General features: G+C 68.5%; 17 protein-coding genes and 1 pseudogene. 15 read left to right on the top strand and 3 right to left on the bottom strand.

All coding sequences use genetic code 11. The annotated features are described in order from the left end of the window. Positions 1–128 precede the first annotated feature (128 nt). The 4 genes and pseudogenes from ACFY2B_RS34310 to ACFY2B_RS34295 all read left to right on the top strand — a co-directional run bounded on the left by ACFY2B_RS34310 (position 129) and on the right by ACFY2B_RS34295 (position 3,152). Positions 129–929 (top strand): GntR family transcriptional regulator, encoded by an 801-nt coding sequence (locus ACFY2B_RS34310; protein WP_390766970.1) that lies wholly within the window; start codon positions 129–131, stop codon positions 927–929. Further along, entirely contained in the window at positions 926–1,606 is a 681-nt protein-coding gene (locus ACFY2B_RS34305) for a YdcF family protein (RefSeq protein WP_390766969.1), read from the top strand. Before ACFY2B_RS34310 ends, ACFY2B_RS34305 begins: the two co-directional genes overlap by 4 nt. Before the next feature lie 664 nt (positions 1,607–2,270). Continuing rightward, positions 2,271–2,642, top strand: a pseudogene (locus tag ACFY2B_RS34300) (tyrosine-type recombinase/integrase); the annotation flags it as partial. A 123-nt stretch (positions 2,643–2,765) separates the two neighbouring features. Continuing rightward, positions 2,766–3,152, top strand: coding sequence for a hypothetical protein (locus ACFY2B_RS34295; RefSeq protein WP_390766968.1), 387 nt, complete (start codon positions 2,766–2,768; stop codon positions 3,150–3,152). A 695-nt stretch (positions 3,153–3,847) separates the two neighbouring features. On the opposite strand, the gene ACFY2B_RS34290 is transcribed toward ACFY2B_RS34295, so the two are convergent. From ACFY2B_RS34290 to ACFY2B_RS34280, 3 genes are all read right to left on the bottom strand, one after another. Continuing rightward, positions 3,848–4,654 carry a tat (twin-arginine translocation) pathway signal sequence gene (locus ACFY2B_RS34290; RefSeq protein ID WP_390766967.1) on the bottom strand — a complete coding sequence of 269 codons (807 nt, stop codon included), beginning with the start codon at positions 4,652–4,654 and terminating at the stop codon, positions 3,848–3,850. 490 nt (positions 4,655–5,144) lie between these two features. Continuing rightward, a complete protein-coding gene (locus ACFY2B_RS34285; RefSeq protein WP_390766966.1) occupies positions 5,145–5,735 on the bottom strand; it encodes a 1,4-alpha-glucan branching protein in 591 nt (196 codons plus the stop codon). Positions 5,736–5,883: 148 nt separating this feature from the next. Then, positions 5,884–6,756, bottom strand: coding sequence for a bifunctional DNA primase/polymerase (locus tag ACFY2B_RS34280; protein WP_390766965.1), 873 nt, complete (start codon positions 6,754–6,756; stop codon positions 5,884–5,886). Between the two features lie 375 nt (positions 6,757–7,131). Between ACFY2B_RS34280 and ACFY2B_RS34275 the strand changes: the two genes are divergently transcribed. The 11 genes from ACFY2B_RS34275 to ACFY2B_RS34225 all read left to right on the top strand — a co-directional run bounded on the left by ACFY2B_RS34275 (position 7,132) and on the right by ACFY2B_RS34225 (position 17,495). Next, on the top strand, positions 7,132–7,455 hold the full coding sequence (locus ACFY2B_RS34275) for a hypothetical protein (protein WP_390766964.1): 324 nt from the start codon (positions 7,132–7,134) through the stop codon (positions 7,453–7,455). Positions 7,456–7,853: 398 nt separating this feature from the next. Continuing rightward, positions 7,854–9,017 carry an acyl-CoA dehydrogenase family protein gene (locus ACFY2B_RS34270; protein WP_390766963.1) on the top strand — a complete coding sequence of 388 codons (1,164 nt, stop codon included), beginning with the start codon at positions 7,854–7,856 and terminating at the stop codon, positions 9,015–9,017. 134 nt (positions 9,018–9,151) lie between these two features. After that, positions 9,152–10,156 carry a bifunctional MaoC family dehydratase N-terminal/OB-fold nucleic acid binding domain-containing protein gene (locus ACFY2B_RS34265; RefSeq protein WP_390766962.1) on the top strand — a complete coding sequence of 335 codons (1,005 nt, stop codon included), beginning with the start codon at positions 9,152–9,154 and terminating at the stop codon, positions 10,154–10,156. Between the two features lies 1 nt (position 10,157). Next, positions 10,158–11,234, top strand: a complete 1,077-nt coding sequence (locus tag ACFY2B_RS34260; RefSeq protein ID WP_390766961.1) for an acyl-CoA dehydrogenase family protein — start codon at positions 10,158–10,160, stop codon at positions 11,232–11,234. A gap of 30 nt (positions 11,235–11,264) precedes the next feature. Continuing rightward, the gene (locus ACFY2B_RS34255; RefSeq protein WP_390766975.1) at positions 11,265–11,657 is read left to right on the top strand and encodes a MaoC/PaaZ C-terminal domain-containing protein; all 393 of its coding nucleotides are present in this window, start codon (positions 11,265–11,267) and stop codon (positions 11,655–11,657) included. Beyond that, entirely contained in the window at positions 11,657–12,823 is a 1,167-nt protein-coding gene (locus ACFY2B_RS34250) for a lipid-transfer protein (protein ID WP_390766960.1), read from the top strand. Before ACFY2B_RS34255 ends, ACFY2B_RS34250 begins: the two co-directional genes overlap by 1 nt. Before the next feature lie 145 nt (positions 12,824–12,968). Next, positions 12,969–13,562: a SigE family RNA polymerase sigma factor gene (locus ACFY2B_RS34245; protein ID WP_390766959.1), complete on the top strand. Its 594-nt coding sequence runs from the start codon at positions 12,969–12,971 to the stop codon at positions 13,560–13,562. A gap of 508 nt (positions 13,563–14,070) precedes the next feature. Beyond that, complete coding sequence (locus ACFY2B_RS34240) at positions 14,071–15,738, top strand: long-chain fatty acid--CoA ligase (protein WP_390766958.1); 1,668 nt, start codon at positions 14,071–14,073, stop codon at positions 15,736–15,738. A gap of 222 nt (positions 15,739–15,960) precedes the next feature. Then, complete coding sequence (locus tag ACFY2B_RS34235; RefSeq protein WP_390766957.1) at positions 15,961–16,173, top strand: hypothetical protein; 213 nt, start codon at positions 15,961–15,963, stop codon at positions 16,171–16,173. Beyond that, the gene (locus ACFY2B_RS34230) at positions 16,160–16,669 is read left to right on the top strand and encodes a DUF6879 family protein (protein ID WP_390766956.1); all 510 of its coding nucleotides are present in this window, start codon (positions 16,160–16,162) and stop codon (positions 16,667–16,669) included. The genes ACFY2B_RS34235 and ACFY2B_RS34230 overlap by 14 nt, the downstream gene beginning before the upstream one ends. A 79-nt stretch (positions 16,670–16,748) precedes the next feature. Continuing rightward, entirely contained in the window at positions 16,749–17,495 is a 747-nt protein-coding gene (locus ACFY2B_RS34225; RefSeq protein WP_390766955.1) for a helix-turn-helix domain-containing protein, read from the top strand. Positions 17,496–17,763 lie beyond the last annotated feature (268 nt).

The following is a 17,763-nucleotide window of genomic DNA, read 5'->3' as shown; positions in this document are numbered from 1 at the left end:
CAAGAAGGCCCCTTCCGTTCGCTGTCCTAGGACTGCGAGCGGCCTGAGATGAATATGGCGCACAGTCCCAGGACTGTCAACAGTCCTGGGACTGTGTTTCACTGGGACGCATCGAAGGGAGTTCGGCTGTGGCACCCAAGTGGCGTGAGCTTGCGGATCGACTCGCGGATCAGATCAAGAACGGCGAGTACGCACCCGGGGCACAGTTGCCCCAGATCAGAGACCTGGTCGAGGCTGGAGAAGGCTCCAAATCCACCGTCCATCAGGCGTACAAAGCGCTTGAAGCTGAGGGTCTGGTGACGTCGTCGCGCGGGCATGGCACCGTCGTTCGGCAGCGCACCCCGCTCAAGCGACTCGGTATCGCCCGGTACGACAAGGCGAAGTGGCGTGACAGCGATGAGGTCGCGTTCATCGCAGACCGCGTCGCGTCAGGGCGTGCGTACAAGCGCGATGAGCAGACACAGACCGTGAGCCGTGTCCAGGCGAGCGCTCTCGTGGCTGAGGGGCTTGGCGTGCCGGTCGGCTCCGAGGTGTACGCGCGTGCCCGCCTCGTCAAGGAGGACACGCAGCCGACGCACACCCTGACCAGCTACTACCGGCCGGAACACGTCGAGGGAACGCGCATCGTCGACCCCACGCCGGGACCGGCCGGCCGCGGCGGCGGGTACAGGGTGCTGTATGACGCGGGGTACGAGATCGACCACATGAAGGAGGGGCTGTTCGCCCGTATCCCCACGGCAGACGAGGTGAAGCTTCTACAGCTTCCGGTCGGCGAACCGGTGGTGGAGCTTCATCGGACCACGTACACGGCAGATGGCACGGTGGTGGAGTTCGCAGTCGGTATTCACTCGGCTTCCCGGTTCGCGTGGGAGTACGAGTTCAAGGTTCCCGACTCCACCCGTGACCCGGACAAGGAAGGTACGCCGTGATCTCCGTACACGACTGGGAAGACACTCAGCTTCTGTGGGACTACCAGCAGATGCACCACGAGCCGCGCCCCTGCTCGGTCGGTATCGGTCTCGGCAGTCACGATCTCGGAGTGGCGGACACCACCGTCGATCTCTACCAGCGCGGCATGATGCCCCTGATCGTGTTCACCGGCGCGACCAGCCGGACCACGCAGGAGCGCATGCCGCGCGGGGAAGCCGAGCATTACCGGGACCGCGCGCTTGAGCTGGGCGTTCCAGCGGACGTCATCCTTGTGGAGCCGCACGCCCGGAACACCGGGCAGAACATCACCTTGTCCCGCGCTCTTCTCGAAGAGCGAGGGGTCGCCGTGTCCTCCGCGCTTCTCGTCAGCAAGCCTTACGAGGAACGACGTGCCTACGCGACGGCCCGGAAACTGTGGCCGGAGGTCGAGTTCGTCAGCGCATCCACGCCCATGGCGCTCTCGGAGTATGTGGATTCGATCCAGGATCCGTGCCTGGTCGTCGACATGCTTGTCGGGTCGCTACAGCGCTTGCTGATCTACCCGGCTCAAGGCTTCATGATCTCGCAGGACGTACCCGACGACGTGATCCGGGCGTACGAGCGACTTGTGACCCGGGGCTTCACGAGTCGCCTCGTTGCCGGGAGCGTCGGGGATGCTCCCGGTGCGAGTGGGTGACGTGGCCGGGCCCTCTCTTGGCCATCCTCTGGCCAAGAGAGGGTGCCGAACGGATCTCAGGAAGACTAAGGCGCAGGTCAGGGGCCATATGGTCGCCTGAATCCGGCCGGTCTTGAAAACCGTCGTGGCAGCGATGTCACCGTGGGTTCAAATCCCACCGCCTCCGCTCACTGAGCAGTGAGAACGGCCCCTGACCAGGCGATATGGTCGGGGGCCGTTGTGTTGGGCGGTGCCTGTTCGCGACCGTGAGTCCCCGCTAGTCCCTGGTGTTTCGGGCACGCGGGGGGCACGTCACCGTAGGGCCACTGTCAGCACGGCGGCCACTCCCTGGAGGGTCACTCCGGCTGCTGTAGCCAGTGCAGTGAGGCGGCCTAGCAGCAATGGGTCCTCGTGCCATCGTGGGGAGTTGACACATGGGGCGACAGCCACGTTATGGTTGTGTACACAGTAAAGCTGCTGGTGCTCTGTGGAGTGTGGATCTTGGTTCGCCAAGGTCTTCTCCTAGTCGGAGTTGTCGGTATGCGGGATGCAGCCGTGGGTTCGTTCTTCGAGGGGCGGAACACACGGCGCTTTGCTGTGCTCGCGGTAGGTTATCAGCAACCCTCGTATGGCCAGGGCGGGTTGGCTGCCGTCAGGGCTCACCCGCGCGTATCGCCTTCCTTAGAGGCTCCTCCGTGTCGGCCCCTCCCTCGTGAAGCGGCTGGGGAAGTACCTAGACGACCTGCCCGGCGGGGATGACGCGCTGCTGTTCACCACGTCCGCGGGGAAGCCGCTCCGCTACAACCAGTGGCGTACGGCGCACTTCGACCCTGCCGTGGCGGCGGCCGGACTGACCGACGTGACCCCGCACGATCTTCGGGCGTCACACGGGACGTGGGTTGCCGACCGGTACGGCGTGATGACCGCCGCGCACCGGCTCGGCCACTCGAACGCGAGCGTCACGACTCGGCACTACGCCCGGCCGGTAGCCGGTCGCGATGACCAGGTAGCCGAAGCGGCGGACTCCTGGCTCAGCGAGGGCGACGAGACGGGCGCTGTCGACTGGGCTACCACTGGGAATGAACCCCCTGGCCTACGGACTGGTCGGGGGGTTCAGCCAGTTCTGAGTGACTGGTTACCGTCTGTTGAGCATGACGGTCCGTCGCTACTGTGCGTGGTCATGGGTAAAGTGGTGCGTCTGTACTGGGGATACATGGTGGCTGCGGCTCTGCTCGTCGGGTGGAGCCAGCAGTGGGCATTGCCGGTCATCGCGGCTCTCTCGGTCGCCGTATCGGCCTATGCGGCCTTTCAAGTGCCGGTCTGGTGCGGGGCGTTGAATCGCGACGGGCGGACGTACTGCCGCGACAATGCTTACGGCGTACTGATGGGGTGCAAGAGGCGCCAGCACCGATGGCAGAAGATGAAGATGATCGTCATGCGGAGCAAAGCAGGTGACCTCGGCCGCGCCTTGTTCCCAACGGCCAGGGAGAAATTCAACGCCTTCCTCGGGGTCGGTGGCCTGCTGTCGGCGGTCGCGGCGGTGATCGTCCCTGTGGTCACCGGCTGAAGCGATAGCCCCTCTCCCGAGAGGGCACGAGCACCGCCGAGGGGCACGTAAGGGGCACGGAGGGGGAAGACAACGGCTCCGCCGGGGTGCCGCACTCGCCTGACCTGCTGTGTAGCCGCGTGGCGTCCCGTCCGCCGAAAGGTCTTGAAAACCGTCGTGGCAGCGATGTCACCGTGGGTTCAAATCCCACCGCCTCCGCACAGGTCATAGAAGTGGCAGGTCAGAAGGGGTGCCCCTTGGTGGAGGGGCACCCCTTCTGTGTGCAGCCTGTCTCACCCTTGCTCGCCCGTATCCCGGGTTCGACCAGTACGTGTGGGCCATCTGTGGGCCAACACGGGCCGTCAGTCCCCCTTGTTCAGCTCCGCCGCGATGAGCTGATTTGAGCGTGCCTGTCCGCCCTGAAGGATGCGCGAGACGCTGCCTCTGATCGTTGTGCGGGTTCGCGTGTCGGGACCGGTTAGCGGCTTCTTGAGGGCGGGCTGCTGGAACTGCGCGGGGCAGAGTTGGGCATGTGACTGCCGCAGGCCGACGCTCCGGGGTCGGTTGGCTGCGGGGCGTCGGCTTCACTCGGCTACCCGGCCGGCCAAACCCGTCGCGCGGGCGTCCGTGCCGCAACCATCCTGCGAGGACGTCAGGCACGCCCCTACCTCGCCGCCGTCGCACAGGCCCTGCACGCCCTGTTGCCGACAGGTGTCTCACCACCCTCCGGCGAAGAAGCCGGCGAGTGCGCGAGGCGAATCCGCCGCGCTGGTCGTGTTCGCGAAGGCGACCACGAGCGCAGCGGCCGTCAGGACAGCCGAGGCGGTGAAGCCGAATTTCGCCGCGCGCCTCGACCGCCTTTCGGGCGAGGTCTTCAGCTGCCGCCACAACATGACACTCGCACCGGCCATCGCGAGCGCGAGCAAAGCGGCCATTACCGCAAATGCGGCGTGGTACACGGCGAAGTCGCTGATCATCACGGACAGGGCGGGGGAGTGCTGGCCGTCGGGGTAGACGGCGAGTTGCTGCCGGGCCTGGGCGAGGCTCTGGGTGAGTTCGCCCTCGGCACCGCCTGTCGTCAGCATGGGAAGCAGCGAGGCGAACGGTGCCGCCGCGCCTTGCAGATTGGCCATCAGCGCGACGAGGGCGAAGATCCCGAGCACCCCGACGAGGGAGTCGGCCCACGTGACAGGGAGCCGGTGGGACCGTCGTTCGATCTGTTGCCGGCCGCGCCGCCACAGGACGACGCCGAGCGCCACGGCCACTGCCAGAAGCAGTGCGGAAACCCCGGCCTTGACGAGATGAAACCGGAACCAGTAATTCATCGTGGTGCCCAGCAACGCCGGGAAATCCTCGCTGCCGGAAGCCCAGTAGGCCACGAATCCATGGCGGAAGCTATCGCCGACGTTCGCCGTGTTGACGGAACTCCGCGCCAGAGCGTTGGGCGCGAGGAAGAAGGCGACGAGGAGTGCTCCGGTCAGGGCGGTCAGGAGCCTGATCTGGCGCCGCGGGTCCGCGGACATGGTGTGGGACAAGGAGGCGAAGCTTTTCATGTACGGCCTTCGGATCTCGTGGGACGCACCGTCTTCCCGGGCGTATCGGGGCCAGAGCACCCAGAACGGAAAGCTATCGGCGGGCGCCCGATCGGTCCCTGGAGCCGGCCTCCGACTACGAGGTAGGGCTAACCCCACCTGTGAGCATCCGACCGCTGTTGTTCGTGGTCCTCGCCGGCCTCACCAACGACGTCCGTGGGGAAAAGCCGTCGCGGTGGTGTTCTGAGACGGCTTTTCCCCACCAACTCGACGCACCGAGATCCGCTCCGCGGACCGAGCACGAGATCTTCTCCGGGCCGGCGCCGCAGTGAACGACTTCGACGTCGTCGTGCCAGACGACTTTCGTCCCACGGCGGGCGTCGTCGGCGGGAAGCGTTTCGGACGACACGGCCGCAGCACGATCTGCCTCGGCCTGATGTGGCTGCCAGTACGGATCGGTTCGGTTCCTGCGGACGGCCACCTACCGGGGCGCCACCGTTGCCACTACGCCCTGACCAGCCGTTCCGTCCGGCCAGGTCCACCCGGCGACGAGATGTCCGTACGGCATTCGCCCGTCTGCTGCCGGCTCCAGCACGCGATGGACGTGCACCTCGAACCCGTCATCAGGGCCGGTTCCGTGCACGGTGACGTTCGGGTCGGGGGTGTCGCTCTCGCTCTGGTGCTGAGCTATCGCCTCGCCGCGCAGGAGTGCGCGCAACTGCGCCATCACCACCGGGTCGTGGACACCGTCGTAGATCCAGCGGGTGCCGAGCACGCCGTGCTCGGAGGTGCCGATCAGCGCCTCCGCGGGGACGCCGTCGAGCGCCGCGCCGCGGTAGCCCATCGGTACCAAGTACGCCACCGGTTCCCGCTCCTGCTCGTGTGCGCTGGTGTCCACCACGACCATGAACTCGATCCCGACCGTGCCCTCAGGGTCGTCCAGGCGGAACCCGCCCGCCTTGAGCAGTTCCGGCGTCTTCGCGTCACCCACGTACCAGCTCTGCTTCGGCAGCCACTCCGTGAGCAGTTCCAGCTTGGTCGGTTTCATGGTGGTGCGGTGGATGAAGGCCATGCGAGTCCCCCTCGTGAGTGGGTCCGGGCCCGTCCTACGACGGGTGTGACCGAACCTATAGGAGACGGCCCTACTTCCTGAGCGGTGGGAAGTGGCCAAGATCTCGCCGGGTCCCGTCATGGCCAGCTCTGGTCATGGCAGGGTCCCGTCATGGCCGGTGCCTCGTCATCCGGGCCGCCGACGCGATCGTCGCCCGCGCCTCGCCCTCCGAGAGACCGGTGTTGCGGGCCGCCTCGACCAACGGGGCCACAAGGGCGGGGCCGATGCCGTTCTCGTAGGCGCGGCAGGCGGCCCAGAACAGGCGGGTGTTGCGCTGGCCCTCGTGGGCCGCGAGGACGAACTGGACCAGTCCCTTTCCGTGGTCGCCGGTCACCGGGGGCGCCGGATGAGGTGCGGGGGGCGGCGGGAGGAGCAGGCGCAGCAGGGCGGGCGGACAGGGTGCGGGGACGAGGTGGGCGGTGCCGGGGGCGGTCGCGTAGACGCCGTGCTCGGTGCGGGAGCCGGGCCCGACGAGGTAGCCGCCGGCGCCCCGTATGTCGATACCGGGGGCGAGCCGGCCGGCCGAGTTGGGGACGACGACGTCCGGCGGGCCGGTCAGCCAGACGTGCCGGCCGCCGCTCGGCGTCAGCACCACGACGGTCTCCGGGACGGTGAACAGGTGGCGCAGGGCGAGTTCACGCAGGGCGGCCGAGGAGTCCGTGCCGGACGTGGTGTCGAGGTCGACGCCGATCAGATGGTGCGGGGGCAGCCCGCAGGCGATGCCGTAACCGGTCGCCCAGGGTGCGGCGGCGAACAGCTCGCGGATGCGTTTCGGGTCGGTCGAGGCGTCGTACACGCCGTGCCCGAAGTTGCCGCATTCGCCGTGGCACGGGGCGGGGGTGGGGGTGGCGTGGCCGCGGTGGGGGGATCGCAGGGCCGGGAGTTTCGTCCGGGACAGGGGGATGACGGCCAGTCCGCGTTCGGCGGCTGACAGGGCGTGCGCGAGGGCCAGCGTCGTGGCCTGCCGGTCGGTGATGGCCATACCTCATGGTCGTACATGTGTTCGAGGAAAGGAAGAGGGGGTCGGGGCCGGCACGTCGGTGCGGGCGGGCTGGCCGGACCTGCGGAGGAACGATTCATCGCTTGCGCCGCTTGAGTCCGAGAAGTCCGTACTGAGTGCTCTCAGGCTATGAGGTCACTAAAGATGGCGAAAGGGGTTTATCGACATGTCATCACGCTTGAGTGCGAATCAGGGCCTGTGGGGTGGTTCGCCAGGGATTCGATGGGCAACTCTGGATTCGCGACGTCGTGCAGAACCGCCCGGGGGGTCGGCCAACTTCCCTGGCAGAAGCCGTACTTCACGAATTTCCCGTGCGCCCGGCCATCCGGCCAATGGGTATTGTCCTGGAGGAACAAAATGGCAAGCATCCGTACCGCTCGCGTTCTCGCCGCCGTCTCCGCGCTCCCGCTCGCCGCCGCTCTCTTCACCGGCGTCGCGGCCGCGGACAACGGGGCCCTCGCGAACGACGGATCGAACGCCGCCGCGGCGACCGGCGTGGCGAGCGTCATCGGCAGTGGGGTCGGTGACGACAACGAGGGCAACTCGTCCACCACGGCGCAGAACGCGAGCGGCTCCGGCGCCTCGAACCAGAGCAACACGGCCCAGGTCGACGGCTCCGCGTTCACGCCCATCCAGCAGGGAAACGAGAACGTCTCCGTCAGCTTCGACCACCTGTGGTAAGCCGGGGCTGACGTCCTGTGTGGGGTGTGCTTTCGGGGTCGTAGCACGTCTGCGCGGCGGTACTTCGGTACCGCCGCGCAGGCGTTTTCCGCTGCTGCCCCTGTCCCCTGTCCCCTGTCCCCTGTCCCCTGTCCTTGTTTCTTGTCCTTGTTCTTGTTCTTGTTCCTCGTCCTTTGTTCCCTGGCTCCGGCCTCCGTGTCTCCCCTTCGCCCCCTCCTCTTCCTCTTCTCCCCTTCGCCCCGTCTCCCGGTCCTCCGGCCTTCCGGTCTTCCGCCGACCTTGACACCCGACGGTATCTGACGGACAGTCAGAAACCGTCGTGCAGTCAGAGATCGTCGCTCGTGCGGGCCGCACCCGGTCCGTGCGAATCCGTAACCGGGCCGGGAGGTTACACCGCCGTGCACCTCGCCCCCACTGAGCGCCAGCAGCGGCTGCGCGCCGAACTCCGCGCCTATTTCCGGGCCGTGCTGCCGGCCGGACCCGTCGAGCCGCGGGAGCGGCGGGCGCTGCTGCGCCGGATCGGCGACGACGGCTGGCTCGGGCTCGGCTGGCCGGTCGAGTACGGCGGCCAGGGCCGGAGCGCGGACGAGCAGTTCGTGTTCTTCGACGAGGCGTACCGGGCCGGCGCCCCGGTCTCGATGGTCACCCTGAACACCGTCGGGCCCACGCTCATGAAGTACGGCAGCGAGGAGCAGAAGGCCCGTTTCCTGCCCCGTATCCTCAACGGGGAGCTGACCTTCGCGATCGGCTACAGCGAGCCGTCGGCCGGTACCGACCTGGCCTCACTGCGGACGCGGGCCGTGCGGGCGGACGACGGCTGGCGGATCGACGGGCAGAAGACGTTCACCTCGGGTGCCCAGCACGCGGACTGGATCTGGCTCGCCTGCCGCACCGATCCCGAGGCACCCCGGCACCGCGGCATCTCGATCCTTCTCGTCCCCACCGACGCGCAGGGGTTCTCGTGGACGCCGATCGAGACGGTCGGCGGGCAGACCACCACGGCCACTTACTACGACGGGGTCCGCGTCCCGGCCGGGAACCTCGTCGGGGCCGAGAACGAGGGCTGGTCGCTCATCACCAACCAGCTCAACCATGAGCGGGTCGCCCTCGCGGCCGTCGGCATGCAGGCCGAGGACTTCTACGTGGCCGCGGTCGCCGCAGCCCGTACCCCCGATCCGGTGACCGGCGAGCGTCGGATTGACGAGCCCTGGGTGCGTGCGCAGCTGGCAGAGGCGCATGCGCGACTGGCGGCGACACGCCTGCTGAACTGGCGTTTGGTGGGGGACGTGGGAGCGGGTCGGCTTGCGCCGGGAGACGCCAGCGGCGTGAAAGTGGCGGGAACCGAATCGGCGGTGGCGGTGTACCGAATATGTCAGCACGCGATCGGGACGGACGGGCTGGCAGGGACGGTGCGGTCGGGTTCGCCAGGTGCCTTCGCGGACGGCGAGCTGGAACGGCTGAACAGGGCAGCGCAGATCAACACGTTCGGGGGCGGGGTGAGCGAGGTGCAGCGGGAGATCGTCGCGACGATGCGGCTCGGGATGACGAGGGGGCGGCGGTGACGGGCGAGGAAGGGGGCGCGGTGACCGGCGTGGAGGGGGCGGCCGGGCTCGGCTCGGGAGCGGGGAGGGAAGCCGCGATGGGTGTGGGCACGGGGCCAGGACCGGGTGCGCCGCCTACGGGCTCGGGTGCGGGGGTGACGGCAGTCGCGGGCACGCCGGACGAGCGGCGCGTGTCGGATGAACGCTGCGCGTCGGACGAGCCGCGCGCGCGGGGCGAGCAGGGTGCGCCGGACGAGTTGTGGGTCCGGCTCAAGGCGTACGAGGGGCGGGCCGCAGCCGTCGCCTGCGCGGGCAAGGACCCGGTCAACGCACCGATGATCCGGCACTGGTGCGAGGCGATGGGCGACACCAACCCGGCGTACACGGGCCCGGACACCCTGGCCCCGCCCACCATGCTCCAGGTGTGGACGATGGGCGGACTCTCCGGGTACGACGGGCGTACGGACGCGTACGACGAACTGCTCACCCAGCTCGACGAGGCGGGCTGCACCTCGGTGGTCGCCACCGACTGTGAACAGGAGTACCTGCGACCCCTGCGGCCCGGGGACGAGGTCACCTTCGACGCGATGATCGAATCGGTGTCGGAGCGCAAGACGACCAGGCTCGGCACGGGGTACTTCGTCACGACCCGCATGGACGTCCGCGTGGGCGCCGACCTCGCGGGCACGCACCGCTTCCGCATCCTCAAATACGCCCCCGTGCACCGGAAACCCAGGCCCCCGCGCCCCCGACCGGTGGTCAACCGGGACACCGCCGGCTTCTGGGAGGGGGTGGCCGGGCACCGGTTGCTCATCCAGCGCTGCACCGGCTGCGGCACCCTGCGCCACCCCTGGCTGCCGGGCTGCAACACCTGCGGCTGCCTGGACTGGGACACGGTCGAGGCGAGCGGCGAGGGGACCGTGTACTCGTACGTCGTGATGCATCACCCGCCCTTCCCCGCGTTCGACCCTCCCTACGCGGTCGGCCTGGTCGAACTGGCCGAAGGCGTGCGGATGGTGAGCAACGTGGTGGGGGTGCCCTACGACAAGGTGCGCGTCGGCCTGCCGGTGCGCGTGGAATTCCGGCGGTACGAGGAACCGGACGGCGACACGGACCCCCTGGTCCTGCCGGTCTTCCGGGTCACCGAGGGCGGGGTCTGAGATGGACTTCACGCCCACGGAGGAACAGACCGCGGCCCGCGACCTGGCAGCACGGATCTTCACCGACCTGGCCACGCACGAACGGCTCACGGCCGCCGGCACCGGCAGCGACCCGGACCTGTGGAAGGCACTCACCGGCGCGGGCCTGGTGGGCGCCGTGGAGGAGCTGGGACTGCTCGGCCTGGTGCTGCTCCTGGAAGAACAGGGGCGTACGACAGCCCAGGTGCCCTACGCGGCGAGCTGTGTCTTCGGGATCCTGGCGGTGGCGGCCCACGGCACACGGGATCAGCGGGAACGGCTGCTGCCGCGGCTCAGGGACGGATCGCTGGTGGCCGTCGGGGCGTTCCCGGCGCAGCCGGGCGTGCGGGCCTCGGCACCGGGCGGACCGGAGGACCCACAGGGAGCGGCCACGGCCGAGCTGACCGGCACGGTGCCCGTCGTCCCCTGGCTGCGCGACGCCACACACGTCCTCGTCGCCGACGGCCGGCGACGGCTGTGGCTGACCCCCCTCGCCGCCGGGGCGACGGTCACGCCGGTCGACCTGACCGCACCCTGGTCGGCCGGCCGCCTCACTCTGGACCACGCCGACGCGGAGCGCCTGGGGACCGGCGAGTCACCCCAGGACACCGGTGCCTACGACGACATCCTCGCCACCGCCCGTACCGCCTTCGCCGGGCTCCAGGCCGGTGTCTGCGCCGGGTCGCTCGCGCGGGCGGTGACGCATGCGAACTCCCGGGAGCAGTTCGGCCGCCCGCTGGCCACCCGCCAGGCCGTCCAGCTCAAGGCCGCCGACGCGCACCTGGACACCGAGGCGATACGGGTGACGGCGTATGAGGCGGCCTGGCGGCGCGATGCCGGGCTGCCGTACGCCACCCATGCGCTGACCGCCGCCTGGTGGGCGTCCGAGGCGGGGCAGCGTGTCGTCCACACGGGCCAGCATCTGCACGGCGGCACCGGAGCCGACCTCGAGCACCCGGTGCACCGGCACTTCCTGTGGGGCCGGCAGCTGGACGCCTATCTGGGATGCGGGAGCGAAGCGCTCCAGGAGTTGGGGAAGTTGATCGCACATGGGGAGTGAGGCATGGCGGTGACGACAGGAAAGCCGGCGATGACGGCGGGCGCGCAACTGGCGCCGCTGGAGATCCCGGTCACCCGCACTCTGATCGTGTCCGGAGCCATCGCGTCCCGGGACTACCAGGACGTGCACCATGACGCGGAACTGGCCCGGCAGAAGGGCTCCCCGGACATCTTCATGAACATCCTGACGACGAACGGCCTGGTCGGCCGGTACATCACGGACCACTTCGGCCCGACGGCGGTCCTCCGCAAGGTCGCCATCCGGCTGGGGGCGCCCAACTATCCCGGGGACACCCTGGTGCTGACCGGCACGGTCGAGGAGGTGGACGGCGACACCGCGACAGTACGGGTGGTCGGGTCCAACGCCATCGGCAGACACGTGACCGGGACGGTGACGGTCACGGTCCCGGCGGGAGGTGCGTGATGGCCGTACGCACCCGTGACCGGCTCGGCGGCCGGGCCGCCGTCGTCGGTATCGGCGCCACCGAGTTCTCCAAGAACTCCGGACGCAGCGAGCTGCGGCTGGCGGTGGAGGCGGTGCGGGCCGCGCTGGACGACGCGGGGCTGACCCCCGGAGACGTGGACGGGCTGGTCACCTTCACGATGGACACCAGCCCGGAGATCACCGTGGCGCAGGCATGCGGGATGGGCGAGCTGTCCTTCTTCTCGCGGATCCACTACGGCGGCGGGGCAGCCTGCGCCACCGTCCAGCAGGCGGCGCTCGCGGTGGCGACGGGCGTGGCCGAGGTGGTGGTCTGCTACCGCGCGTTCAACGAGCGGTCGGGCCGGAGATTCGGCTCGGGCGTGCAGCACCGGGAGCCGTCGGCGGAGGGCGTGGCGCTGGGCTGGGCGCTGCCGTTCGGGCTGCTCACCCCGGCCTCCTGGGTGGCGATGGCGGCTCAGCGTTATCTGCACGCGTACGGGCTGACCCCCGAGGCGTTCGGGCACGTGGCCGTGGTGGACCGCGCATACGCGGCGACCAACCCGGCGGCGTACTTCCACGGCCGCCCGATCACGCTCGCCGACCACGCGGCCTCGCGCTGGATCGTGGAGCCGCTCAGACTGCTGGACTGCTGTCAGGAGACGGACGGCGGGCAGGCGCTCGTGGTCACCTCCGTGGAGCGGGCCCGTGATCTGCCGCGGGCACCGGCGGTGATCGCGGCGGCCGCCCAGGGCGCCGGCCGGGCCCAGGAACAGATGACCAGTTTCTACCGCGACGACCTGACCGGCCTGCCGGAGATGGGTGTGGTGGCCCGCCAGCTGTGGCGCACCTCCGGGCTGGCCCCGGCCGAGATCGACGTGGGGATCCTGTATGACCACTTCACCCCGTTCGTTCTGATGCAACTGGAGGAGTTCGGGTTCTGCGCGCCAGGGGAGGCGACGGGTTTCATGGCCGAGGAGCGGCTGCCGGTCAATACGCACGGGGGACAGCTCGGGGAGGCGTACCTCCACGGGATGAACGGCATCGCGGAAGGGGTGCGCCAACTGCGGGGCACGGCCGCCAACCAGATACCGGGGGCCGCCCGGATCCTGGTGACGGCCGGTACCGGAGTGCCTACGTCGGGGCTGGTCCTGGCGGCGGACGGATGACCCTCAGGGGTCATCCCGGAGCAGGTCTCGTCCCCCACTCCACCTTCAGGAGGTGTAGCCACCCCCACCCCTACAACCTGAGGGGGACTCTGCTTCGGGACCTGCGGCCGATCCGTCCGACTCAGGTCACTCATAGCGTGGAGCCATGACCACACCCGTCTGCACCAGTGCTTCGGACGCCGCCCCGGCGGCGAGGCAGACCCTGCCCCACCCCCGGCTTCGGTCGGGTGGAGGGACTTCCGTGTATCCGTCGTTCTCGTCGTACGTGAAAGACCGGCAGCCGGTACTGCTGCGTGCCGCCCGTTCGCTGACCGCCAACCCCAGCGACGCGGAGGACCTGCTGCAGACCGCGCTCACCAAGACGTACGTGGCGTGGGAGCGGATCGAGGACCATCGGGCGCTCGACGGCTATGTGCGCCGGGCGCTGCTGAACACCCGGACGTCGCAGTGGCGCAAGCGCAAGGTCGACGAGTTCGTCTGCGACGAACTGCCCGAACCGGAACCCGTGCCCGGCGACGACGACCCGGCCGAGCGCCAGGCGCTGCACGACGCGATGTGGCGGGCGATCACGAAGCTGCCGGCGCGGCAGCGGGCGATGGTCGTCCTCCGGTACTACGAGGATCTGAGCGAGGCCCAGACGGCCGAGGTGCTCGGGGTGTCGGTGGGCACCGTGAAGTCCGCGGTGTCGCGTGCGCTCGGCAAGCTGCGCGAGGATCCTGAACTGGGGCTCGTTCGATAGCGGTTTCTTGCGGACCTTGCGAGGTTTGCGGGGTTAGCGGGATTTATCCGGGTATGCAGGGCATATTCCGGGCGTACCCCGGGCGTATATCGCAGGCGTGCAGGTGTATCGGGGAAGGTCGGGGGAGGCCGTGGAGGGTTGGCGCGGCGGACAGTGCCCGTACCGAGCCCAGCCGGTTGCGCTCGGCGGTGGGATGACGAGGGGGGAACCCGATGCCTGGGCCAATCACGCGACCTCACGGAGGTCCCCGTCGATGAGCGCGGCTCCAACGAGACCCCCGTCGGCGAGTGCGGCTCCACGGAGGTCCGCGTCAGCGAGTGCCGTTCCGGGCGAGCCTTCGTCGGCGAGTACTGCCCCGAGTGCCGAGTGGGTCGGTCGTCGGCGCCGATCAGGGGATGCCGGTGTGGAACACAGACCGAGCGGGCCAGAGGTAGTGACATACCGCCAGGTATGCCCCGAGAATCGCGGCCAGTAGCTACCACCGCGTAACTCAATGGGGAGGCCCCCGGTGTACAGCACGATGCAAGACGTCCCGCTGACGATCTCGCGGATTCTGGAACACGGCCGACGGGTGCATGGCTCGTCCCAGGTCATCACGTGGACCGGGGGGACCGGGGAGGCCGCTCCCCAGCGCCGTAGCTTCGCCGGGATCGGCGACCGGGCCGCCCAGCTGGCGCACGCACTCCGTGACGACCTGGGAGTACGTGGGCCGGACGTGCTGGCCACCCTCATGTGGAACAACGCCGAGCACGTCGAGGCGTACTTCGCGATCCCGGCCATGGGCGCGGTGCTGCACACGCTCAACCTGCGGCTGCCCGCCGAGCAGCTGACCTGGATCGTCAACCACGCGGCCGACCGCGTGATCATCGTCAACGGGTCGCTGATCCCGCTGCTCGCCCCGCTGCTGCCCCGGCTCACCACGGTCGAGCACATCATTGTCTCCGGCCCCGGCGACCGCTCCCCGCTGGCCGCCGGCCGGGCGCAGGTGCACGAGTACGAGGAACTGATCGCGGGCAAACCGACCACCTACGACTGGCCCGAGCTGGACGAACGCCAGGCCGCCGCCATGTGCTACACCTCCGGCACGACCGGCGACCCCAAGGGCGTGGTCTACAGCCACCGTTCGATCTACCTGCACTCCATGCAGGTCAACATGGCCCAGTCGATGAGCCTGACCGACCAGGACACCTCGCTCATCGTGGTCCCGCAGTTCCATGTGAACGCCTGGGGCCTGCCGCACGCCACGTTGATGACCGGCGTGAACATGCTGATGCCGGACCGGTTCCTGCAGCCCGCGCCGCTCGCCGAGATGATCGAGTCCGAGCGCCCGACCCACGCGGCCGCGGTGCCGACCATCTGGCAGGGCCTGCTCGACGAGCTGACCGCCCGGCCCCGGGACGTCACCTCCCTCACCCAGGTCACCATCGGCGGCTCGGCCTGCCCGCCCTCGCTGATGACGGCCTTCGACCGGCTCGGCGTGCGGGTGTGCCACGCCTGGGGGATGACGGAGACCTCACCGCTAGGCACGGTGGCGCGGCCGCCGGCCCACGTGATCGGCACGGAGGAGGAGTTCGCCTACCGCCTCACGCAGGGCCGTTTTCCGGCCGGGGTCTCCGCCCGGCTCACCGGACCCGGCGGCGAACGCCTTCCCTGGGACGGCGAGTCGGCGGGCGAGCTGGAGGTGCGGGGCCCGTGGATCGCGGCCGCCTACTACAACGGCCCCGACGCCGAGCCGCTGCGTCCCGCCGAGAAGTTCAGCGAGGACGGCTGGCTGAAGACCGGCGACGTCGGCACCATCAGCCCGGACGGCTTCCTCACCCTCACCGACCGTGCCAAGGACGTCATCAAGTCCGGCGGCGAGTGGATCTCCTCGGTCGACCTGGAGAACGCCCTGATGTCGCACCCGGATGTCACGGAGGCCGCCGTGGTCGCCGTACCGGACGACAAGTGGGGCGAGCGCCCGCTGGCCACCGTGGTCCTCAGAGCGGGCGCCGTCGTCGACTTCGAGGCCCTGCGCACCTTCCTCGCCCAGGAGGGCAGGATCGCCAAATGGCAGCTCCCGGAGCGCTGGACGGTCGTCGAGGTGGTGCCGAAGACGAGTGTGGGCAAGTTCGACAAGAAGAAGATTCGCGAAGCACATAGGTTGGGCCGACTCGATGTGACGCGGGTCGACTGACCCCACCAGCATCCCAGTTCGGGGGCCTGGCCTGAGCGCTGTCTAGGAGGCCGCCGGGGGTCTTCCGCTGCTTGGTGGCAGCCGCAGCCCGCGCGGCACACGTAGGCCCACCTTCGCCGAGTGTGCACCTTTCCCGTTCTGGAAAGTCAGGAGCCTTGACCTTGATCAAGGCTGGCCGGAAGCATCGAGCACGACATGGACTGTTGACGTGAGGGGGAAACCGTGGGCGCACCACTGCGGAAGCTGTCCGGTGACCCGGACTGCAAGAACGGAACGTGCCCGACTTTGTGGGGTACGGACGACGGGAATTACGTTGTGCAAGGCTACGTGATCACCGATCCAGAGCGGATGGCACAACTCGACCTGCCCGAGGGCGAGGCGGCCGTCATGGTTCCGACCGCAGTGCTTGAGGAGTATTTCCGTGCTCAGCGGTGAGGATTTCAGCCATCTCTTCGAGACTTTCGAGCGGACGGCGTTCCGTCTGGAGACGCTGGACGAGTACGACGTGGACGAGGAACGCGAGGATATCGCGCGGTTCCTCGCGGGTGAGGACATGGGCCCGGACTGGGGCGACAACCCTTGGGTGCGCTCCATGACCGACAAGGGCAAGCAGGTGTCGCGTGTGCACGTCCTACGGTCTCCGCTGACTGAATACCTGCGGTACGAGCTAGCGGCGTACCCCGGCAACATCAAAGCCGGAGAATCCATCGGAATCATCGACCTGGCTGAGCAGGAGGTCAGCGGCCTTCCCGATCATGACTTTTGGCTGATGGACGATCGTGACGTCTACCGCATGCACTACACCCCGGAGGGCAAGTTCACAGGGGCAGAAATTCTGCCCCCGAGCAGGCTCATAGAGTACCAGGGTTACCGCAATCGCGCCCTAACCGTCGCGACGCCATTCGCTGCCTACTGGGAGCGGCACCACTGACCGGCGACTCACTCGGGACAGCCCTGCGGGCACTGCGAGAAGGGGACTTACCGGTGACGTAGTGGCCCGTAGGGCCTCCATGTCTGCAGGGAAGCTCTCCAAGATTGAGAATGGGAGGGTTCGGCCGACGGTCCAAGACATCGACCTGATCCTGTCAGCTCTCGGGGTGTCTCAGGCGGTGAAGGACCAGTTCCTGAGCACGGCCCGCGCCGAGGCCACGGAAGCCATGGCATGGCGCCTGCTCCGCCGTATTGGCCCATGGAAGCACCAGAACACCATCAAGGCCATTGAGGCCAGCACACGGACCCTCAGGCTGTTTCAGGGGCAGTTGGTGCCGGGCCTACTCCAGACCCCGGAGTATGCCTCGGCCGTATTCAGCGTGCCTCCAGCGTTGCCCGTCGAGACCAGGGCGCGGACCGTGGCCGCGAGGATTGAACGGCAAGAGACTTTGCACGATCCGGACCGATCGTTTCGGTTCCTCATCTGCGAGCACGTCCTTCGGTGGCGCGTGCCGTCTCCGGTAGTGCTCGCGCTGCAACTCGACCGCATTGTGTCCCTGTCTCGGCTCCCGAACGTCAGCATCGGGGTTCTTCCGCTTGACGCCCCGATGCCGGACTTCCCAATGACGTGCTTCAGTCTCCATGACGATCGGCTAGTCATCGCGGAGACCTTCCACTCAGAGGTCACCACGCGTGATCCAAAGGACGTACAGACGTACGTTGACACCTTCGAGAGGTTCGCCACAGCAGCCATTTATGGCGATGAAATGAGAGCCCTGGTCGAAAGCATCCGAGACGGGTTCTTGCCTCAACAGGAAAGAATCTAGGGCTACCCTCAATCTGGCGCGACGATCTCTCTCGTACCGAGACGAGGAGACGGCGAAGATGGTGAGCCAGACCCAGGCGGACACGAACGCGGCCAAGTCGGAGTACGCGACTCGCGCGCACGACAGTGAGGCCCGTCCGGCCGTGAGGAACCCTCCCGGATTAGAACCGGTGGGCATCGAGGGGTGTATGACATGCGCCGCTCTCTCCGTGTCCCGCGAAGCGGCCCGTGAAGCGGGCGTTTCCGAAGCCGTGGCGACGGCCAATCGG

Source organism: Streptomyces sp. NPDC001270 (assembly GCF_042896695.1).
In the GTDB taxonomy this organism is placed as follows: Bacteria; Actinomycetota; Actinomycetes; order Streptomycetales; family Streptomycetaceae; genus Streptomyces.
This window is presented reverse-complemented; position numbering and strand designations above follow the sequence as displayed.